Annotated in this window: 17 protein-coding genes; 9 read left to right on the top strand and 8 right to left on the bottom strand. The window is 73.8% G+C overall.

The features are described from left to right. The first annotated feature begins 24 nt into the window (after positions 1–24). Both ACZ56L_RS27515 and ACZ56L_RS27510 read left to right on the top strand, forming a co-directional pair. On the top strand, positions 25–837 hold the full coding sequence (locus ACZ56L_RS27515; protein WP_471066995.1) for an SAM-dependent methyltransferase: 813 nt from the start codon (positions 25–27) through the stop codon (positions 835–837). 89 nt (positions 838–926) lie between these two features. Further along, on the top strand, positions 927–3,107 hold the full coding sequence (locus ACZ56L_RS27510; protein WP_345226731.1) for a putative bifunctional diguanylate cyclase/phosphodiesterase: 2,181 nt from the start codon (positions 927–929) through the stop codon (positions 3,105–3,107). 42 nt (positions 3,108–3,149) lie between these two features. Here the strand turns inward: ACZ56L_RS27510 and ACZ56L_RS27505 are convergent, their stop codons facing one another. Next, a complete protein-coding gene (locus tag ACZ56L_RS27505; protein ID WP_468691202.1) occupies positions 3,150–4,031 on the bottom strand; it encodes a LysR family transcriptional regulator in 882 nt (293 codons plus the stop codon). Between the two features lie 96 nt (positions 4,032–4,127). On the opposite strand from ACZ56L_RS27505, the gene ACZ56L_RS27500 reads away from it, so the two are divergent. Genes ACZ56L_RS27500 through ACZ56L_RS27490 form a run of 3 tightly spaced genes read left to right on the top strand, consistent with a single transcriptional unit; the run spans position 4,128 to position 7,552 of the window. Next, a complete protein-coding gene (locus ACZ56L_RS27500) occupies positions 4,128–4,859 on the top strand; it encodes a succinate dehydrogenase cytochrome b subunit (RefSeq protein ID WP_401761448.1) in 732 nt (243 codons plus the stop codon). Between the two features lie 3 nt (positions 4,860–4,862). Next, positions 4,863–6,809 (top strand): fumarate reductase/succinate dehydrogenase flavoprotein subunit, encoded by a 1,947-nt coding sequence (locus ACZ56L_RS27495; protein ID WP_471066993.1) that lies wholly within the window; start codon positions 4,863–4,865, stop codon positions 6,807–6,809. Further along, positions 6,806–7,552 (top strand): succinate dehydrogenase/fumarate reductase iron-sulfur subunit, encoded by a 747-nt coding sequence (locus ACZ56L_RS27490; protein WP_401761452.1) that lies wholly within the window; start codon positions 6,806–6,808, stop codon positions 7,550–7,552. The genes ACZ56L_RS27495 and ACZ56L_RS27490 overlap by 4 nt, the downstream gene beginning before the upstream one ends. Positions 7,553–7,586: 34 nt before the next feature. Here ACZ56L_RS27490 and ACZ56L_RS27485 read toward each other — a convergent pair whose 3' ends face one another. Beyond that, positions 7,587–9,929: an ATP-binding cassette domain-containing protein gene (locus ACZ56L_RS27485; protein ID WP_468691200.1), complete on the bottom strand. Its 2,343-nt coding sequence runs from the start codon at positions 9,927–9,929 to the stop codon at positions 7,587–7,589. A 540-nt stretch (positions 9,930–10,469) separates the two neighbouring features. Continuing rightward, positions 10,470–11,477 (bottom strand): LLM class flavin-dependent oxidoreductase, encoded by a 1,008-nt coding sequence (locus ACZ56L_RS27480; protein ID WP_471066990.1) that lies wholly within the window; start codon positions 11,475–11,477, stop codon positions 10,470–10,472. Positions 11,478–11,547: 70 nt separating this feature from the next. Between ACZ56L_RS27480 and ACZ56L_RS27475 the strand changes: the two genes are divergently transcribed. Beyond that, positions 11,548–12,036: a phosphatase domain-containing protein gene (locus ACZ56L_RS27475; protein WP_471066988.1), complete on the top strand. Its 489-nt coding sequence runs from the start codon at positions 11,548–11,550 to the stop codon at positions 12,034–12,036. 106 nt (positions 12,037–12,142) lie between these two features. Next, positions 12,143–13,414 carry an extracellular solute-binding protein gene (locus ACZ56L_RS27470; protein ID WP_468691250.1) on the top strand — a complete coding sequence of 424 codons (1,272 nt, stop codon included), beginning with the start codon at positions 12,143–12,145 and terminating at the stop codon, positions 13,412–13,414. An 81-nt stretch (positions 13,415–13,495) separates the two neighbouring features. Here ACZ56L_RS27470 and egtD read toward each other — a convergent pair whose 3' ends face one another. Genes egtD through egtA form a run of 4 tightly spaced genes read right to left on the bottom strand, consistent with a single transcriptional unit; the run spans position 13,496 to position 17,902 of the window. Continuing rightward, positions 13,496–14,458, bottom strand: coding sequence for an L-histidine N(alpha)-methyltransferase (gene egtD, locus ACZ56L_RS27465; protein WP_471066986.1), 963 nt, complete (start codon positions 14,456–14,458; stop codon positions 13,496–13,498). Beyond that, positions 14,455–15,210 (bottom strand): ergothioneine biosynthesis protein EgtC, encoded by a 756-nt coding sequence (egtC, locus tag ACZ56L_RS27460; RefSeq protein ID WP_471066984.1) that lies wholly within the window; start codon positions 15,208–15,210, stop codon positions 14,455–14,457. The genes egtD and egtC overlap by 4 nt, the downstream gene beginning before the upstream one ends. Continuing rightward, complete coding sequence (gene egtB, locus ACZ56L_RS27455; RefSeq protein WP_471066982.1) at positions 15,210–16,550, bottom strand: ergothioneine biosynthesis protein EgtB; 1,341 nt, start codon at positions 16,548–16,550, stop codon at positions 15,210–15,212. Before egtB ends, egtC begins: the two co-directional genes overlap by 1 nt. Next, positions 16,547–17,902: an ergothioneine biosynthesis glutamate--cysteine ligase EgtA gene (gene egtA / locus ACZ56L_RS27450; RefSeq protein WP_471066980.1), complete on the bottom strand. Its 1,356-nt coding sequence runs from the start codon at positions 17,900–17,902 to the stop codon at positions 16,547–16,549. Before egtA ends, egtB begins: the two co-directional genes overlap by 4 nt. A 238-nt stretch (positions 17,903–18,140) precedes the next feature. Here egtA and ACZ56L_RS27445 point away from each other — a divergent pair, with 238 nt between their 5' ends. Beyond that, positions 18,141–18,962: a TIGR02452 family protein gene (locus ACZ56L_RS27445; RefSeq protein ID WP_471066978.1), complete on the top strand. Its 822-nt coding sequence runs from the start codon at positions 18,141–18,143 to the stop codon at positions 18,960–18,962. A 12-nt stretch (positions 18,963–18,974) separates the two neighbouring features. On the opposite strand, the gene ACZ56L_RS27440 is transcribed toward ACZ56L_RS27445, so the two are convergent. Continuing rightward, a complete protein-coding gene (locus ACZ56L_RS27440; protein ID WP_471066976.1) occupies positions 18,975–19,457 on the bottom strand; it encodes a type II toxin-antitoxin system PemK/MazF family toxin in 483 nt (160 codons plus the stop codon). Positions 19,458–19,554: 97 nt separating this feature from the next. On the opposite strand from ACZ56L_RS27440, the gene ACZ56L_RS27435 reads away from it, so the two are divergent. Further along, the gene (locus tag ACZ56L_RS27435; RefSeq protein WP_471066974.1) at positions 19,555–20,583 is read left to right on the top strand and encodes a glycosyl hydrolase family 18 protein; all 1,029 of its coding nucleotides are present in this window, start codon (positions 19,555–19,557) and stop codon (positions 20,581–20,583) included. Positions 20,584–20,607 lie beyond the last annotated feature (24 nt).

The following is a 20,607-nucleotide window of genomic DNA, read 5'->3' as shown; positions in this document are numbered from 1 at the left end:
CGCGGCGACTTGTTGGAGACCTTGATGGAGCGTCCCGCCTGGGCCCCGCCCGGCATCGACCTCTCGATGCCGAGCGTGTCCCGCATCTACGACTTCTACCTGGGCGGTTCGCACAACTTCGAGGTCGACCGGGAGGCCGCCCGCCGCGCGATGGAGTTCCTGCCGGGGCTGCCCAAGGTCATGCAGGCCAACCGGGCGTTCATGCGCCGCGCCGTGCGCCACGCGCTCTCCGAGGGCGTCACCCAGTTCCTCGACATCGGCTCCGGCATCCCCACCTTCGGCAACGTCCACGAGGTCGCCCAGGGCGCCGACCCGAGCGCCCGCGTGGTGTACGTCGACCACGACCCGGTGGCCGTCGCGCACAGCCAGGCCGTGCTGGCGGGCAACGAGCTGGCCACTGTCGTCGCCGCCGACCTGCGCACCCCCAAGGACATCCTCACCGCCCCGGATCTCACGGGCCTCCTCGACCTGGACAGACCGGTGGCGCTCCTGCTCGTCGCCGTCCTGCACTTCATCGAGGACGCCGACGACCCGCAGGCCGCCGTCGCCACGCTCCGCGACGCGCTGGCGCCCGGCAGCCTGCTGATCGTCACGCACGCCGCGTACGACGGCATCCCGACCGACCAGGAGACGGCCGGCGGCGCCGTCGACGTCTACCGGCAGATCAAGAACCCGCTGATCATGCGCACGCGCGACGAGGTCGCCCGCTTCTTCGACGGGTACGAGATGGTGGAACCCGGCCTGGTGAAGATGGCCGAGTGGCGCCCGGAGACCCCCGTGGCGCAGGAGGACCCGTACGCGTTCTCGGGTTTCGCAGGGGTGGGGCGCACGGCGTGAGCGCGCAGGCGCAGACCCCGGACGGCGGCCGCCCCCCGGCCCCGTCCGACCGTACCGATCCCTCGCCCGGCGAAGCCGACCCGTCCTCCGTGCTCGGCGCGGTCGGCGCGGTCGGCACGGACGACGACGCGCCCGGCAGCCCGGAGGACAGGCTGCGCCGGTTCGCGACCATCTGGAGCCGGGCCATCTTCCCGGCCACCGCCACCTCCCTGACCCGCCCCGAGTTCGAGCAGCTCCTCCTGCCGCTCGCCCGGCGGCTCGGCACCGCCCTGCACGGGCGGCCCTTCGACACCGCCCCCGCGCACGCGGTCGGGGAAGCGCTCGTCGCGGCGCACTGCACCGACCCCGACGCCCTCGTCCGCACCCTCGGCGTCATCGACTCCTACCTCGTCCTGTACTGCGCGGACACCTCCGCCGAGGGCACCACGCTGGTCGCCGAGGAGAACCGGGCCCGCTGCGCCCGGCTCCAGCACGGCATCGCCGCCGGGTTCGCCAAGGCCCTGCGCGAGCGCACCCTGCGCGAGCAGGAGGCCATCGCCCGGTCCGCGCTGAGCGCCCGCAGCGAGGCCCAGCAGGCCCTGCACGCCACCGAGGAACGCTTCCGGGCGGTCTTCGAGGGCGCCGCCGTCGGCATCGGCATCGCCGCCCTGGACGGCACCATCCTGGAGGTCAACGAAACGCTGACCCGCATGTTCGGCGGCCTGGAGTCCCAGGTCAAGGGCCGCAAGGTCACCGACTGGGGGCACCCCGAGGACTCCGCCCAGGTCTGGCGGATGTACGAGGAACTGGTGCGCGGCGAACGCGACCACTACCGCAGCGAGAAGGCCTTCTACCGGGGCGACGGCACCGTCCTGTGGACCAACCTCACCGTCTCCCTGCTGCGCGACGCCGAGGGCCGCCCCCAGTACCAGCTCGCCCTGATGGAGGACACCACCGAGCGCCGGCTGCTCAACCTGCGGCTGCGCTACGAGGCCACCCACGACGCCCTCACCGGGCTGCCCAACCGCACCCTGTTCTTCGAACGCCTGGAGAAGGCGCTCGCCGCCGGCGAGAACGCCCGCTTCGGCCTGTGCTACCTGGACCTCGACGGCTTCAAGGCCGTCAACGACAGCCTCGGCCACTCCGCGGGCGACCGCCTGCTGGTGGAGGTCGCCGACCGCCTCCAGGCCTGCGCGACCGCGCCCGGCGAGATGGTCGCCCGGCTCGGCGGCGACGAGTTCGTGGCGCTCACCACCGGCGCCACCACCCGCCGCGACGTGGACGACCTGGCCGCCCGGATACTGTCCGCGCTGGCCACCCCGATCCACCTGGAGGGCCGCGAGATCACCGTGCGCGGCTCCATCGGCATCGTCGAGGGCCCGGCCGGCGAACGCGGACCGGCCGACGTGCTGCGCAGCGCCGACATCACCATGTACCGCGCCAAGTCGGCCGGCGGCAACCGCTTCGAGTTCGCCGACCGCGAGGCCGACGAGCGCGCCATCACCCGGCACGGCCTCACCAACGCGCTGCCCGCCGCCCTGGAACGCGGCGAGTTCTTCATCGAGTACCAGCCGCTCGTCCACCTCGGCGACGGCAGCGTGCACGGCGCGGAGGCCCTGGTCCGCTGGAGCCACCCGCAGCACGGCGTGCTGGGCCCCGACCGGTTCATCCCGCTCGCCGAACACACCGGCCTCATCGTGCCGTTGGGCCGCTGGGTGCTGGAGGAGTCCGTCGCCCAGGCCCGCGTCTGGCAGGAGCGGCACGCCGACGGCGGCCCGCTGCGCATCAACGTCAACCTCTCGCCCACCCAGCTCCACCACCCCGGCCTCGTCGCCGACACGGTGGAGGTCCTGGAGCGGGCCGGACTCTCACCCGGCGCCCTGTGCCTGGAGGTCACCGAGTCCGCGCTGATAGGAGCCGACGAGGGCCTGCTCAAGCCGCTGCGCCAACTCGCCGACATGGGCGTCGACATCGCCCTGGACGACTTCGGCACGGGGTACTCCAACCTCGCCAACCTGCGCCGGCTGCCGGTGAGCGTCCTCAAGCTGGACCGCTCCTTCACCCAGAGCATGCAGCGCGCCCCCGCCGACCCCGTCGACCTGAAGATCGTCGAGGGCATCGTCTCGCTCGCGCACAGCCTGGAGCTGGCCGTCACCGTCGAAGGCGTCGAAACCGGCGCGCAGGCCGACCAGTTGCGGGAACTCGGCTGCGACACCGCGCAGGGCTGGTACTACGCCCGTCCGGGCGCCCCGGACCGCATCCACTCGCTGGTGCTGACCGACGCGATCTGAGGGGCACGGGGCGGTGCGGCCGGTGCGGCGGACCGGCCGCGCCTACGCGTGCGCCGCCAGCAGCACCCGCTGCAGCTCCCGTGCCGCCCGGGGAGGCGCCACGTCGCTGCGGTGCGCCAGCGCGATCGTGCGCCGCAGCCCCGGCCGGGCCAGCTCCGTGACCCGCAGGCCGGTGGCCGCCCGCTCCGCCACCATGCGCGGCACGACCGCCACCCCGAGGCCCGCCCGTACGAAGCCCAGCACCGCGTCCAGCTCACCGCCCTCGACGGTGAACGCCGGCTCGAAGCCCGCCGAACGACAGGCGGCGACGGTCAGTTCCCGCAGGTCGTAGCCGTGCCGGAACATCACCATCGGGGTGTCGCGGAGATCAGCGATGCGCACCGGGCGGCGCGGGGCGCGCTCCGCCGGGGAGGAGACCACCACCAGGTCCTCGTGGAGGAGTTCGACCGTGGTGAGGGCGGGGGAGGGGGTGGGCAGCGGCAGCACGACGAGGGCCAGGTCCAGCGCGCCGCGCGCCAGTTCGCGGACCAGGTCGTGCGAGCCGCCCTCCTCGACGAGGAGCTGGATGCCCGGGTGCGCGTCGTGGAAGGTGCGCAGCACGTCCGGCAGCAGGCCCGTGCACAGGCTCGGTGTCGCACCCAGCCGGACCCGGCCCCGGCGCAACCGGGCCAGCTCCTGCACCTCGCGGCGGGCGGTGTCCGTGTCGGCGAGGATGCGCCGGGCCAGCGGCAGGAGGGCCTCGCCCGCGTCGGTGAGGGCGATGTTGCCCCGGGCCCGGGTGAACAGGTCCGCGCCCAGCTCGCGCTCCAGGGAGCGGATCTGCTGGGACAGCGAGGGCTGCGCGACGTGCAGCTCCTCGGCGGCGCGGGTGAAGTGCCGGAACTCGGCGACGGCCACGAAATAGCGGAGCTGCTGGAACTGCATGATCCCAGTCTAAGTGCGCCGATAGGCTGAAGCTATGGACATGAGCCGGACCATGTCTTGGACCTCTGGGGCCTTTCGGCCCTAGCGTTTCGGACCATGGCTCCGGCAACGCGGCGGGACACCCCGCCCACCCGAAAACCGCCCGTGCGGCACGCCTCAGGACTCCGCGGCTTCTGGGGCTCCACCGTCGGCAAGAAGACCGTCATGGCCGTCAGCGGACTGATCATGCTCGGCTACCTCGTGGCCCACATGATCGGCAACCTGAAGATCTTCTTCGGGACCGACGAGTTCAACGGGTACGCGCACTGGCTGCGCACCATGGGCGACCCGGTGCTGCACTACGAGTGGGCGCTGTGGCTCGTGCGGGTGCTGCTGCTCGCCGCCGTCATCGGCCACGGCGCGGCCGCGTACCAGCTCAGCCGGCGCGACCTCGGGGCCAGGCCGCAGAAGTACGTCCACCGGCGCCGACGCGCCAGCTACGCGACGCGCACCATGCGCTGGGGCGGCGTCATCCTCGCCCTGTTCATCGTCTGGCACCTCCTCGACCTGACCACGCTCACCGTCAACGGGAACGCGCAGCACGGAAAGCCGTACGAGAACGTCGTCGCGACCTTCTCCACCTGGTACGGCAACGCGATCTACGTCGTCGCCATGCTCGCCGTCGGCCTGCACGTCCGGCACGGCTTCTGGAGCGCCGCCCAGACCCTCGGCGTCGGCAGCGCGACCCGCGAGCGCGTGCTCAGGACGCTGGCCGACCTCCTCGCCCTGGTACTGACCGTGGGCTTCCTCTCCGTGCCGGTCGCGGTCATGACCGGATTGGTGGGCTGACACATGACCACGTCGTACGCCGACTACACGACGGGCGATCCGATCGCCGACACCAAGGCCCCCGCCGGGCCCGTCGCCGAGCGCTGGGACACCCGCCGCTTCCAGGCGAAGCTGGTCAACCCGGCCAACCGGCGCAAGCACACCGTCATCGTCGTCGGGACCGGCCTCGCGGGCGGCTCGGCGGGCGCGACGCTCGCCGAACAGGGCTACCACGTCGTCCAGTTCTGCTTCCAGGACTCCCCGCGCCGCGCCCACTCCATCGCCGCCCAGGGCGGCATCAACGCGGCGAAGAACTACCGCAACGACGGCGACTCCGTCCACCGCCTCTTCTACGACACGGTCAAGGGCGGCGACTTCCGGGCGCGCGAGTCGAACGTGCACCGGCTGGCACAGATCTCGGTGGAGATCATCGACCAGTGCGTGGCGCAGGGCGTGCCCTTCGCCCGCGAGTACGGCGGCCTGCTCGACACCCGTTCCTTCGGCGGCGTCCAGGTCTCCCGGACCTTCTACGCACGCGGCCAGACCGGTCAGCAGCTCCTCCTCGGCGCCTACCAGGCGCTGTCGCGGCAGATCGCCGCCGGGAACGTCGAGCTGCACCCGCGCACCGAGATGCTGGACCTGATCGTGGTGGACGGCAAGGCGCGCGGCATCGTGGCGCGCGACCTGGTCACCGGGGAGATCTCCAGCCACTTCGCGGACGCCGTCGTCCTCGCGTCGGGCGGCTACGGCAACGTCTTCTACCTGTCGACGAACGCCATGAACTCCAACGCCACCGCGATCTGGCGGGCCCACCGGCGCGGGGCCTACTTCGCCAACCCCTGCTTCACCCAGATCCACCCCACCTGCATCCCGCGCACCGGCGACCACCAGTCCAAGCTGACCCTGATGAGCGAGTCGCTGCGCAACGACGGCCGCATCTGGGTGCCGAAGGCCAAGGGCGACACCCGCCCCGCCCGCGAGATCCCCGAGGAGGAGCGCGACTACTACCTGGAGCGGATCTACCCCTCCTTCGGCAACCTCGTCCCCCGCGACATCGCGTCCCGCGCCGCGAAGAACGTCTGCGACGAGGGCAGGGGGGTGGGGCCCGGCGGGCAGGGCGTCTACCTCGACTTCGCGGACGCCGTCGCCCGGACGGGCCGCAAGGCGGTCGAGGACAAGTACGGCAACCTCTTCGACATGTACGCGCGGATCACCGCCGAGGACCCGTACGAGACCCCGATGCGGATCTACCCCGCCGTGCACTACACGATGGGCGGCCTGTGGGTCGACTACGACCTCCAGACCACCGTCCCCGGCCTCTTCGCCATCGGCGAGGCCAACTTCTCCGACCACGGCGCCAACCGCCTCGGCGCGTCCGCGCTGATGCAGGGCCTGGCCGACGGGTACTTCGTCCTCCCGGCCACCATCAACGACTACCTCGCCCGGCACGCCGCACCGGACCCGGTCGACGCCACGCATCCGGCCGCCGCGGAGGCCGTGCGCGAGACCGAGGAGCGCATCGCGCGGCTCCTGGCCGTCGACGGCGACCGCACGCCCGACTCCTTCCACCGCGAACTGGGCGAGCTGATGTGGGAGTTCTGCGGCATGGCCCGCACCGAGGAGGGGCTGCGCAAGGCCCTCGGCCGCATCCCGCAGATCCGCGCGGAGTTCTGGCGGCGGATCAAGGTCCTGGGCACGGGCGAGGAGTTCAACCAGTCCCTGGAGAAGGCGAACCGGATCGTCGACTACCTGGAGCTGGCCGAGCTGATGTGCCTCGACGCCCTGCACCGCGAGGAGTCCTGCGGCGGCCACTTCCGCGAGGAGTCCCAGACCCCGGACGGCGAGGCCGCCCGCGACGACGGACGCTTCGCGTACGCCGCCGCCTGGGAGCACACCGGCAACGCCCCCGTCCTGCACAAGGAAGACCTCGTCTTCGAGTACGTCCACCCCACCCAGCGGAGCTACGCATGAGGCTCACCCTGCGCGTCTGGCGCCAGAAGAACCCCGACACCCCCGGGGAGATGGCGCGCTACGACGTCGACGGCATCTCCGCCGACATGTCCTTCCTGGAGATGCTCGACACCCTCAACGAAGAGCTCATCCTGCGCGGCGAGGACCCCGTCGCCTTCGACCACGACTGCCGCGAGGGCATCTGCGGGGCCTGCTCGCTCGTCATCAACGGCGACGCCCACGGCCCCGAGCGCACCACCGCCTGCCAGCTCCACATGCGGTCCTTCTCCGACGGCGACACCATCGACGTCGAACCGTGGCGGGCCGCCGCCTTCCCGGTCGTCAAGGACCTCGTCGTGGACCGGTCGGCGTTCGACCGGATCATCCAGGCCGGCGGTTACGTCAGCGTGCCGACCGGCGCCGCCCCCGAGGCGCACGCCACCCCGGTGCCCAGGGCCGACGCCGACTTCGCCTTCGAACACGCCGAGTGCATCGGCTGCGGGGCCTGCGTCGCCGCCTGCCCCAACGGCTCGGCGATGCTCTTCACCTCGGCGAAGGTCAACCACCTGAACGTCCTGCCGCAGGGCGCCCCCGAGCGCGAGACCCGCGTGCTCGACATGGTCGCGCAGATGGACGCCGAGGGCTTCGGCGGCTGCACCCTCGCCGGGGAGTGCGCCACCGCCTGCCCGAAGGGGATTCCGCTGCCGTCGATCGCGGCCATGAACAAGGAATGGCTGCGGGCCAACCGGAAGGCGAAGCGGTGAGCCCGCGCCGGCCCGCGGACGGGCACACCGCCGGCTACGCCCCGCCCGCGAACTCCCTGGCCAGGTAGGGGGCGGTCCGGCTGTCCTGCGCCTGGGCCACCTCGCGCGGCGGGCCGGCCGCCACGACACGGCCGCCCGCGTCGCCGCCGCCGGGCCCCAGGTCGATCACCCAGTCGGCGCCCGCGACCACGGACATGTCGTGCTCGACGACGACCACCGTGTGGCCCGCGTCGGCCAGCCCGTGCAACTGGCGCATCAGGACCTCGACGTCCGCCGGGTGCAGACCCGTCGTCGGCTCGTCCAGAACGTACACGGTGTGACCGCGCCGGGTGGTGGCGCGCTGCAGCTCACTGGCCAGCTTGATCCGTTGCGCCTCGCCGCCGGACAGCTCGGTCGCAGGCCGGCCCAGCGTCAGGTACCCGAGGCCGACCTCCAGCAGGGCGCGCAGGCTGCGGGCGGCGGCGGGGGCGTCGGCGAAGAACTCCGCCGCCCGCTCCACGGTGAGGTCGAGCACCTCGGCGATGTTCAGGCCCCGGTGGGTGACCTGGAGGGTTTCCGGGTTGTAGCGCGCGCCGTGGCAGTCCGGGCAGGGCGAGTACGTACTGGGCAGGAAGAGCAGCTCCACCGAGACGAAGCCCTCGCCCTGGCAGGTCTCGCAGCGCCCGCCTGCCACGTTGAAGGAGAACCGGCCCGCCCGGTAACCGCGCGCCCTGGCCTCCTCCGTCTCCGTGAACAGCTTGCGCACCACGTCGAAGAGACCGGTGTACGTCGCCAGGTTGGAGCGCGGTGTCCGGCCGATCGGCTTCTGATCCACCGTCACCAGCCGCTGCACACCGGGAAGTTCCTCGGTGATCGCGGCGGCGAGGGTGGACTTGCCGGACCCCGAGACGCCGGTGACGGCGGTGAGGACGCCCAGCGGGAGTTCGGCCTCCAGGGCGTGCAGGTTGTGCCGGGTGACCGGGCCCAGCCCGAGCCGGCCGGACGGCGTGCGGACCTCCCGTACCGGCAGGGGCTCGTGGGCGAACAGATGGGGGCGGGTCGCGGACTCCGGCACGTCGGCGAGACCGGCGGGCGGGCCGCTGTACAGGACGCGGCCGCCGTGCACGCCCGCCGCCGGACCCACGTCCACCAGCCAGTCCGCGCGCCGCACGACGTCGAGGTGGTGCTCGACGACGAAGACGGAGTTGCCCGCGGCCTTCAGCCGGTCGAGCACGACGAGGAGCGCCTCCGCGTCGGCGGGGTGCAGACCTGCGGACGGCTCGTCCAGGACATACACGACGCCGAACAGGCCGGACCGCAACTGCGTCGCCAGCCGCAGCCGTTGCAGCTCGCCGCCGGAGAGGGTGGGGGTGGTGCGGTCCAGGCCGAGGTAGCCGAGGCCCAGCTCCGTGACGACGGCGATGCGGGCGCGCAGGTCCTCGGTGAGGACCCGGGCGGTCTCGCCGGTGACCCCCGCTCGCAGGACGCGGTCCAGCTCGGACAGGGGGAGTGCGGCCAGCTCGGCGATCGTACGGCCCGCGAAGGTGACGGCCAGGGACTCCGGGCGCAGCCGGCGTCCGGCGCAGGCCGGGCACGGGTCGCTGGTGAGGAAGCGTTCGGCCTTCGCGCGCAGCGACGAGCTCTTGGTGTCGGCGAACGTGTGCAGCACGTAGCGCCGGGCGCTCATGTACGTGCCCTGGTAAGGGCGTTGGATGCGGCCCGCGTCGCGGACCGGGTGCACGGTGACGACGGGCTGCTCGTCGGTGAAGAGGATCCAGTCGCGGTCCTGCTGGGGGAGGTCGCGCCACGGCTTGTCGACGTCGTACCCGAGGGTGTCCAGGACGTCGCGGAGGTTCTTGCCCTGCCAGGCGCCGGGCCAGGCGGCGATCGCGCCCTCGCGGACGGAGAGGGAGGGGTCGGGCACCAGGAGGGCCTCGGTGGTGCGGTGGACCAGGCCCAGGCCGTGGCACTCGGGGCAGGCGCCGGCGGCGGTGTTCGGCGAGAACGCGTCGGAGTCGAGGCGCTCGGCGCCCTCGGGGTAGTCGCCCGCGCGGGAGAAGAGCATGCGCAGCGAGTTCGAGAGGGTGGTGACGGTGCCGACCGAGGAGCGGGAGGAGGGGGCGGAGCGGCGCTGCTCCAGGGAGACGGCCGGGGGCAGCCCGGTGATCTCGTCGACCCGGGGCGCGCCGACCTGGTGGATGAGGCGGCGGGCGTAGGGGGCCACGGACTCGAAGTAGCGGCGCTGGGACTCGGCGTACAGGGTGCCGAAGGCGAGGGAGGACTTGCCGGAGCCGGAGACGCCGGTGAAGACGACGAGGGAGTCGCGGGGGAGGTCGACGTCGACGTCGCGGAGGTTGTGCTCGCGGGCGCCGCGCACGTGGATGAGGGGGTCGTGCATGGGGGCTCCGGGGGGCGGGGGGGGGAACTGGGGCAAACGCCCCCATCCTAGACCTCCCTTCCCCTGCACCCCCGGCGCTCCCTCCCTCCCCTCCCCGCCCCACCCCCTTGACCGCCGCGACCTCCCGCCGCCTCCGCCTCCTTGGGCTCCGCAGCCTGCCTTCGCCCCCGCTTCCTTGGGCTTCGCAGCCCCTCCTTCGGCCCCGCTCCCTTGGGGCGACGGGGCCGCCCCAAGGGGGCGGGACGGGCGGGCAAGGGGGCGGCCCCTCCCGCTCCCGGCCCATCCGGGTGCCGCTCCGTTGCGTAAGCGCCTGTGCCGGGCAAGCTCCTCCGCCGAGGCCGGGACACCAGCCCCCGTGCCGGACGCCTCAGCCCCGCCCGGCTTTGGCAGAGAGGCCCCGGACCCGCCCCTTTCCCTAAAGCGCTCGCCGCGCGGCTGCCCCCGGTTCACTGCGGATGTGTCGTGGCTGGTCGCGCAGTTCCCCGCGCCCCTGGAGGGGCGTCACTCCGGGTGGAGCCGTGCGGGAGGGGAGGGGGGGCTTCAGGGGGCGGTGAAGAGGCGGGAGAGGTGGTGGTAGGAGGCGAGGAGCGCTGCCCGGTCGTGCGTGCTCGTGGTGACCAGGACCTCGTCCGCGCCGGTCGACGCGATGACCTCCTCCAGCGCCGCCGCGACCTGGGAAGGCGTACCGTGCACATGGCCGCGCAGGCCGTCCTCGTAGAAGTCGCGTTCCTTCGGCCCCAGGCCCCCCGCCCGCACCAGCGCCTCCACGCGTTCGGCCGGCGGCAGCGGCGGGAACGTCCCGTGCGTACGGGAGTGCGCCATCGACCACGCCTCCGGCACCAGCAGACGGCGGGCCTCCTCCTCGGTGTCCGCCACCGCGACCGTCCCCGCGATCGTCACGTGGGGGCGGTCGGACCACACCGACGGGCGGAATTCCGCGCGGTAGCGGTCCACCGCCGCCCGGAGCCTGTCCCGGCCCCGCAGGTCGCCGACCACCACCGGCAGTCCCGCCGCCGCCGCGATCGACGCCCCCTCGCCGAGGGCCAGCACGAAGGGCGGCACCCGCAGCCCCTCCGCCGGATAGGCGTGCACCGGCCCCGACCCGGTGAACCAGCCCAGCAGCGCGTCGAGTTGGCCCGCGAAACCCTCCGCGTCGCCCTTGTCCCGGCCAAGTGCCCTGCGTACGCCGTCCGTGAAGCCCACCGACCGGCCCAGACCCATGTCGATCCGCCCCGGGAACAGCGACTCCAGGACGCCGAACTGCTCTGCCACGACCAGGGGTTGGTGGTTGGGAAGCATGACGCCGCCCGTGCCCACCCGGATCGTGGACGTGGCCGCCGCGACCGCCGCCGCCAGCACGGTCGGCGCCGAACCGGCCACCCCCGGCACGCTGTGGTGCTCGGAGACCCAGAAGCGGTGGTAGCCGAGGGGTTCGAGCTGCTGCGCGAGCCGTACCGTGTCACGCAGCGCCCCGGGGCCGTCGTGGCCCTCGCGCACGCGGGAACGGTCGAGTACGGAGAAGCGGGTCCGGGAGATCACTGTGCTCACACCAGGGACAACACACGGACGCCGGGAAGATTCCCGAACGGACGCGCGAGCCGCTGCCCAGGGTGGAGCGATGAACGACCACCGCCTCCCCCTCGCCGTCTTCGACCTTGACGGCACTCTCGCCGACGGCTCCCACCGGCAGCGCTTCCTGGAGCGCCGACCCCGCGACTGGGACGCCTTCTTCGCCGCCGCCCCCGCCGACCCGCCGCTCGCCGAAGGCGTCGCCCTCGCGCTGCGCCGTGCGCGGGACAGCGAGGTCGGCTGCCTCACCGGCCGCCCCGAGAGGTGCCGCGCCGACACCGTCGCCTGGCTCGCCGCCCATGGGCTGCCCGAGGGGCGGCTCCGGATGCGAGCCGACCGCGACCGCCGCCCCGCGCGGCTGACCGAGCTGGAGCTGCTCAAGAAGCCGGCCCGGACGCGCGGGGTGAGGGTCCTCGTCGACGACGACCTGCTGGTGTGCGAGGCGGCCGAGCGGGCGGGTCTCACCGTCGTACGCGCCCAGTGGGCGGCGTCCTCGCCCGCCATGAAGGACGCCCGGGAGCGTCGGGGACGTACCTGAGGTGAACGGACGGCGGACGGGACCCGGGTGGCCGAAGTACAAGATGTGATCGGCAACCCCTTGACCCGGCGATTGGTCCATGCCAATTTCTTGAATCGTGAACCTTGTGCCACAGCGCGTCACCTCCGCCTGTCTCGCCACCGCCCTGTCCGCCGCCCTGCTCACCGGCTGCGGCGTCCTCGGCGGCTCCTCGTCCGCCGACGGCGGGACCCGCACCGTCACGGTCTGGCTGATGGAGAACAGCGCGTCCCCGGACTTCCTCGAACGGTTCACGGCGGGCTTCGAGAAGGACAACCCCGGCATCGAGCTGGACATCCGGATCCAGGCCTGGGCCGGCATCGGCCCCAGGATCACCAAGGCGTTGCGGGGCACCGACCCGCCGGACGTCATCGAGGTCGGCAACACCCAGGTGGCCCAGTACGCCGTCGGCGGCGGCCTGGAGAACCTGACCCTGGAGGCGGTGCGCGACCTCGGCTCCGAGGACTGGCTCCCGGGCCTCGCCGAGCCGGGCAGCGTCGGCGAGGCCCAGTACGGCATCCCCTGGTACGCGGCCAACCGCGTGGTCGTCTACCACAAGGACCTCTTCGCGGCAGCGGGCATCACGAAGCCGCCCGCCGACCGCGAGGAGTGGATACGCGACACCCGCAAGCTCAACACCGGCCCGAACCAGGGCATCTACCTGGCGGGCCAGGACTGGTACACGCTCTCCGGGTTCGTCTGGGACGAGGGCGGCGAACTCGCCGTCGAGACCGGCGGGCAGTGGAGCGGAGCCCTCGACAGCAGGGCCGCGCTCGCCGGCATGGCCTTCTACAAGAAGCTCCAGGCCCTGGGCCGGGGTCCCGAGGACGCCGACGAGGAGCACCCGCCGCAGCGCGACCTGTTCGCCCGGGGGAACATCGCGCAGATCGTCGCCACCCCCGGCACCGCCAAGCTCATCGAGGCCAAGAACCCCGCACTGCGCGGAAAGATCGGCTTCTTCCCCGTCCCCGGCAAGACCTCGAAGCGGCCGGGCACGGTGTTCACCGGCGGCTCGGACCTGGTGGTCCCCCGCGCCACCGACCAGCGGAGGTCCGCCATCAAGGTGGTGTCGGCGCTGGCCGGCGACAAGTGGCAGGTGGAGCTCGCGCGCGCCATGAACTACGTGCCCAACAAGTCCAGGCTGGCGTCCGCGGTCGGCACCGAGGAGGGCGTGCGGACCATGGCCGAGGGCGCCAAGTACGGCCGCGCCACCCCCTCGTCGCCCAAGTGGGGCGAGGTCGAGGCGGAGAACCCGATCAAGCCGTACATGACGAAGGTGCTGCGCGGCGCCGACCCGAAAACCGCCGCGCGGCAGGCCTCGCAGAGCATCACGAGGACACTGCAGAAGTACAGCGAGTAGGGCACGAGTGCGCTGCGCGGCGCGGCGGCCGGAGGGGAGCCGCACACCCCTCCCCGGCCGCCGCAGCCGAGTCGCAAGGTCCTACTCCGGTGCGGCCAGCGACAGCGCGAAGCGGCCCTCGCGGTCCGTCCACCAGTGCCGCAGCGCCAGACCGGCCGCCGCCAGCTCCTCCCGTACGCCCTCCTCGCGGAACTTCGCGGAGACCTCCGTCCGCAGTTCCTCACCCTTGTCGAAGGCGACCACCGTCCCCAGCTCGCGGATCTTGACCGTGAGCGCGGACCTGGCCCGCAGCCGCATCTCGATCCACTCGTGCTCGGTGTTCCAGCGCGCCACGTGGGCGAAGTCGTCCGGGTCGAAGTCGGCGTCCAGCTCCCGGTTGAGGACGGACAGGACGTTCTTGTTGAACGCGGCGGTCACGCCCGCCGCGTCGTCGTACGCGGCCACGAGGGTCTGCTCGTCCTTCACCAGGTCCGTGCCGAGCAGCAGCGCGTCCCCCGGTCGCAGCAGCGCCCGCAGCGACTTCAGGAACACCGCCCGCTCGTCGGGGAGCAGATTGCCGAGCGTGCCGCCCAGGAACGCCACCAGCCGGCGCCCGGGCGTCCCCGGCAGGGTCAGCCCGCGTGTGAAGTCGGCGATCAGCGCGTGCACGGACAGCCCGGGGCGCTCGATGAGCAGGGCTTCGGCGGCGGCGGTCAGCGCGCTCTCGCTCACGTCGACCGGCAGGTAGGTGTGCAACCCGGGCAGGGCGTCGAGGAGGACACGGGTCTTCTCCGAGGACCCCGAGCCCAGCTCGACGAGCGTCCGGGCCCCGGTGACGGACGCGATCTCCCGGGCGCGCTCGCGCAGGATCTCCCGCTCGGCGCGGGTGGGGTAGTACTCGGGCAGCGCGGTGATCTGTTCGAAGAGCTCGCTGCCGCGGGCGTCGTAGAACCATTTCGGCGGCAGCGACTTGGGGGAGCGGCCCAGCCCCTGGAGGACGTCGGTGCGCAGGTCGGCCGCGGTGGCGTGCACGGGCAGGGTACGGGTGACGGAGTACGGGCTCACGCGGTGGGCTCCTTGAGCGGGGTCAGCAGGACGTCCGTGCGGGTGGCGGCGAGCAGCGTGCGGTCGGGGACCTCGGTCCAGTGCGGGTCGTCGTCGTACGGCTCGGAGGCGACGACGGTGTACCGGCCGGGCTCGGCCAGGTACCAGAGGGTGTCGCCCCAGGCGGTCGCGGTGACGGTCGTGCCGTCGGTGAGCAGGAGGTTCAGCCGGGATCCGGGGGCCGCGGCCGCCACCTCCAGGATCGTTTCGGCGAGCGCCCGCCCCGGCTCGGCGCCCGCGCGCAGGCGGTGCAGGGCGAGCGCCCACACCAGGGCCGAGTCGCTGCGGGCCGCCAGGGTGAGCAGCGCCTCGGGGGGCAGCCCGGCAGCCGGTCCGCTCAGCGAGGCGGGCCAGCCGCGCACCGCCCCGTTGTGGCTGAACAGCCACGGCCCGGCCGCGAAGGGCGCCGCGGCCGCCTCCCCGTCGGCACCCGCCTCGGTGGCGTCCCGCACGGCGGCCAGCACCGCCCCGGAGCGGATGACGCGGGCGAGGTCGGGGAAGTTGGCGTCGGCCCACAGGGGGCCCGTACGCCGGTAACGGGCCGGAGCGGGGTCGTCCCCGGCGTACCAGCCGACGCCGAAGCCGTCCGCGTTGACCGTGCCGTGCTTCTGGTGCAGCGGCGCCCACGCCTGCCGGTACAGCCCCAGTTTCGGGCTCGTGATCAGTTCGGCCAGGGGCACGTCCGGCCCCAGGTAAGCGAGGTGACGGCACATCAGAGCTGGTCCTCCCCGGCGTCGCGCGCCGTGCGGAACCCGGCGAAGATCTGCCGCCGCACCGGCAGGTCCCAGTTGCGGAACGTCCCCCGGCAGGCCACCGGGTCCACCGCGAAGGAACCCCCGCGCAGCACCTTGTGCCCGGGTCCGAAGAAGACCTCCGAGTACTCGCGGTACGGGAAGGCCGCGAACCCCGGATAGGGCAGGAAGTCGCTCGCCGTCCACTCCCACACGTCGCCGATCAACTGCCGTACCCCGAGCGGCGACGCACCGGCCGGATAGCCGCCCACCGGTGCCGGTCGCAGATGGCGCTGCCCCAGGTTGGCGCGCTCGGGGGTCGGGTCGGCGTCGCCCCACGGATAGCCCAGCGAGCGGCCCGTCGCCGGGTCGTGCCGGGCGGCCTTCTCCCACTCCGCCTCCGTCGGCAGCCGCCGCCCCGCCCAGCGCGCGTACGCGTCGGCCTCGTACCAGCTCACGTGCAGGACCGGCTCGTCCAGCGGCACGGGTTCCACCACCCCGAAGTGCCGGCGCAGCCACTGGCCGCCTTCCTGCCGCCAGAACAGCGGTGCCCGCAGGCCGTGTTCGCGGACCGCGGCCCAGCCCTCGGGCCGCCACCAGCGGGCGTCGGCGTATCCGCCGTCCGCCATGAACTCCAGGTACGCCCCGCACGACACCGGGGTCGTGTCGAGGAAGAAGGACGGGACGAACGTGGCGTGGGCGGGGCGCTCGTTGTCCAGCGCCCACGGCTCGACGGACGTTCCCATGGTGAACGGACCCCCGGGGACCAGTACTTCGCTCCTGATCCGCTCGGCCGTGTCCGGTGCGGGTGGCGGGGGAGCGGTCAGGGCGGCCGGTCCCCGGCGCAGTTGATGGGTGATCAGCATGGTTTCGTCGTGCTGCTGTTCGTGCTGGGCGACCATCCCGAACGCGAACCCCGCGTCCTCCAGGGGCGCGCCCCGCAGCGGGCTGCGTTCCAGTACGTCCAGGGCCCGGCCGCGCACCTCGGCCGCGTAGGCGCGGGCCTCGGCGGGCGGGAGCAGCGGCAGGGCGGGCCGGGCCGACCGCGGGTGCTCGAAGGCGTCGTACACCGAGTCGATCTCCGGGCGCAGCGCCTCGCGGCCGCCGACGGTGCGCAGCAGCCACTGTTCCTCCTGGTTGCCGATGTGTGCCAGGTCCCACACCAGCGGCGACATCAACGGCGAGTGCTGGGCGATCAGTTCGCCGTCGTCGACGCAGGAGGTGAGCAGTTCGGTGCGGCGGCGCGCGTCGGCGAGCGCCTGAAGGGCGCGGCTGCGAAGCCCCTCGGAGTCGGCCTCCAGGGGCTGGGCGGTGTCGGTCATCGCGGGGAATCCTCACCGGAGTCGGGGCAGGAAGGAGTGTCCGGGCCGTCGGCCGGGCCGCCGGCCGTGCTGTCGGACGCACCGTCGGCCGGGCACAGCCCGGCGTCCAGCAGGTCGTCGGCGGGGCAGCGGCCCCGGGCCACGTAGCACCCGGTGTACGCGTCCACCGCGTCCAGCACGGCCGCCGACGCGCCCAGCCGGGGCAGGGCGTCCCGGGCCGCGGCGAAGCAGGTGACGGCGGCGGCGCGCAGCTCGGGGTCGGCCAGCCCGTCGCGGGCGGCCGCCTCCCAGAGCGGATTGCGCGGCGCGGGACCGGGGCCGGCGCGCTTCGCCAGCGGACGGACGGCCTGCCAGGCGTGCTCCGCGGCCCGCGGGTCGTCGAAGAGCGCGGCCGTCACCGCCAGCGGCACCACCCAGCCGTCCTCGCCGGGCTGCGCGTCGATCATCCGCAGCTCCAGGTGTCCCTGCGGGCGCACCGGCGGGAACAGCGTCGTCAGGTGGTACTCCAAATCGGCCCGGTCGGGTGCGCGCGGGGCCCGGCTGCGGGTCCACTCGCGGAACGTCAGCCCCTCCGGAACGTCCCAGGGCTCGCCCTCCTCGGCGCGTACGCACAACACCGGCGCGTCCAGGGCGCGTTGGGCCCAGGCCGTGCGGGGCTCGGACCCGGCGGGCGGGGCCAGTGAGCGGCCCGCCTCGATGTCGCCCCACAGGGCCTGCCGGTGCGACCGCCAGCCCGTACGGCTCCCCTGCGCGTAGGGCGAGTTGGCGAAGGAGGCGGCCAGGACCGCCCCCAGCAGGTGCGCCAGCTCCCACCGCCGGGCCAGGCCCCGCGGGCCGGGGCCCTCGTGCCCGGCGTCCACGCACACCTGGATCGACGCCGAGGAGCACATCATCGTGCGGCCCGCCGGCCCCGCACGGTCCAGGGCGGTCTCCATCGCGTCGTACCGGGGTTCCCGCAGGAAGCGGCGCGGCGGCTGCCACGGATCCTGGCCGAACCCGGCGAGCGCCAGCCCCAGCTCCCCCAGCGCGGCGCGCACGGCGGTCAGATCGGCGGACACGGAGTCCAGCAATTCGGTGAGGGAGGCGGCGGGCAGCGAGCTGAGCTCGAGCTGGCCGCCGGGTTCGACGGTGAGTCCCGACCGCAGCGGCAGTCTGCGGGCCGCCTCGTGGGCGGCGGCGAGACGCTCGCCCGTGACGGGCCGCTGCGGTGCGCCGGCGTCGTGGACGAGCCATTCGAGTTCCGCGCCGAGCATCCGGGGCGGCCCCGTCTTGAAGCAGATGCAGCGCAGCAGGTCGGCCGCCTCCGTCTCCGTGATGGGCGGCCCCTCGCCGGTCAACTGGGCTGTCGGCATGGACAGTTCCTCCTTCGTGGCACCCGTGTTCTCCTCCGGTTCGCTCAACGGCCCCGCCCGCCACGGTTCCCCGGGCCGGGACGCAGCAGTCCACCCAACCCACTGTCCGGGCCCCGCACAAGAGGCACCTTTTGGCCGCGCGCACCACCGCGCGGCACCCCTCCGACCCCCCTCCGCCTCGTCCCGGCCCGGCAAATCCCGTTGCGCCGCCGGCCCGCCGTCCCGCACGATCACCGGCGTGAGTGCACGCCTGCGCCAAGTCGCGCGAGAAACCGAGGACATCGTCGCCGCCGGTCGGTACACCTGCCCCCGGGGCCGCGAGGTATCCATCGCCGCCGACGTGGCCGAGGCCGTCGCCGGCACCCGTGTGCACGGACCCGGACCGGTGCCCGCCGAGCCCGCCGCCGACCGCGCCACCGCCTTCGAGGTCACCGCCGAGAGCAGCACCGAGGCGGCCCGCCGCCTGACCGGCGAGGCCGCCGACCCGGTCGCCGTGCTCTGCTTCGCCTCCGCCCGCAACCCCGGCGGCGGCTACCTCAACGGGGCGCAGGCCCAGGAAGAGGCGCTCTGCCGGTCCTCCGCCCTCTACACCTGCCTGCTGCGCGCCCCGGAGTTCTACGCCCACCACCGCGCCGAACGCGACGTGTTCTACACCGACCGCGTGATCTGCGCCCCGGGCGTCCCCGTCTTCCGCGACGACCGCGGCACGCTGCTGTCCGACCCGTACCGCGTCGGCTTCCTCACCTCGCCCGCCCCCAACGCCGGGGTGATCCGGCGCACCGACCCCGCCCGCGAGCACCGCGTCCCACGGGCGCTCGCCCGGCGGGCCGAACGCGTCCTGGAGGTCGCCGTCGCGCACGGCTACCGGCGGATCGTGCTCGGCGCCTGGGGCTGCGGCGTCTTCCAGAACGACCCCGCCGCCGTCGCCGGAGCCTTCCGCGAACTCCTCACGGGGGAGGGCCGGTTCGCCGCCCACTTCGAGAGGGTGACCCTCGCCGTGCTCGACCGCACCGGCAGGGGCCCCGCACTCACCGCGTTCCGTGCCGCCTTCGCGGCCTGAGACGCGGCGGCCTCAGCCGCTCCAGCCGTAACGCTCGCCCAGCCGCCCCGCCACCCGGTCGAAGGACGCGCGGTCCAGGGCGCACGCCTCGCGCCGCATGCCCTCCTCGTGCACCCGCAGCACCCGGTCCAGGTCCACCCACGACGCGCGCCCCGCGCTGTCCCACGGCCCCGAACCGATGGGCAGCCACTCCCGGTCGTGGTCGTGCCGCTTGCTGGAGAGCCGCACCGCCAGCAGGGTGCCCGCGTCCTCCCGGGCCACCACCAGCACCGGCCGGTCCTTGCCCCGCCCGTCGTTCTCCTCGTACGGCACGAACGTCCAGACGATCTCGCCGGGATCGGGGTCCCCGTCGGGCTCGGGCGCGTACTCCATGCGCACCGGCCCGATGTCGTACGGCTCGACCTCCACCGTCGCGGTCGGGCCATTGCTGCCGGGAAGGTCGGTGCGCCGCTCCGGGTCGCCGTGCGCGGTCTCGTCGTCCAGTGAAGTCGTCACGCGTGCAGCGTAGGGGGTGAGCGGGCCCGGACGGCGGATGCGGCCGACCGGCCCAGCACACGGCGCGTGCCGGGCGCGGCGCCCCCAGGCTCCTCCCATGAACACCACCCTGCCCGCCCTGCTCCTCGCCCTCGGGGCGGTCGCGGCCGTGCCGCCCGCGCCCGAAGCGGCGCCGACCGCGCGCACCTCCTCCGCCTGGCTGCCGTACTGGGACCAGGAGACGGGCTACCGGGACGCCCTCGCGCACGCGGACCAACTGCACACCGTCAGCCCGTTCTGGTACCGGGCCAGGGCCGCCGACCGCGTCGACCCGCACGACGGCGCCGAGGACACCCGCATCGTCGACGGACTCCACAAGGCGGGGATCAAGGTCGTGCCGACGGTGATGGAGACCCTCCCGGCCGGCGTCCTCGCCGCGATCCTCACCGACCCGAAGCGCCGCGCCACCCACCTGCGCACCCTCCTCGCCGTCGCGGAACGCGGTGACTACGACGGGCTCGAACTCGACTACGAGACCATCGCGCCGACCCCCGACCCCGCCTACCGGAAAGTCCGCGCCGGCTACGCGGCCCTGGTCACCGACCTGTGCGCGGCGCTGCACACGAAGCGGAAGACGTGCGCCGTCGCGGTCACCCCGCAGACCGGGGGCAGCGGCCGCATCTGGGACTACCCCGCACTCGGCAGGGCCGCCGACCGGGTGCGCATCATGGCGTACAACCTGCACTGGGAGGGCGGGAAGCCGGGCCCGCTGTCGACCCCGCGGTGGTACGACCGCATCCTCGCCCACGCCACCGCCGTGATCCCCCGCGCCAAGATCGAGACGGCGCTGCCCGCCTACGGCTGGGACTGGACCCCCGGCGGCCCCACCCGGCACGTGACCTGGAAGGAGGCCGAGGCGCTGCGCGAACGGACCGGCGCGCCGTACCGCCTCGACCCGGACGCGGGGTCGCCCCACTTCAGCTACGAGGACCAGGGCCGCAGGCGCACCGTCTGGTACCAGGACGCGCGCGGGGTCGCCGCCCACCTGCCGGTGCTGCGCAAGCACGGGATCACCCGGACGGGGCTGTGGGCGCTGGGGTTCGAGGACCCCGGGGTGTGGAAGGTGCTGGCGGGCGGGCGGCCGTGAGCGCGGTGCGCACGGCGAAGGCCC

Source organism: Streptomyces sp. NPDC039736, assembly GCF_055596485.1.
The sequence above is the reverse complement of the archived record's forward strand: the minus strand, read 5'-3'. Positions and strand labels throughout refer to the sequence as shown.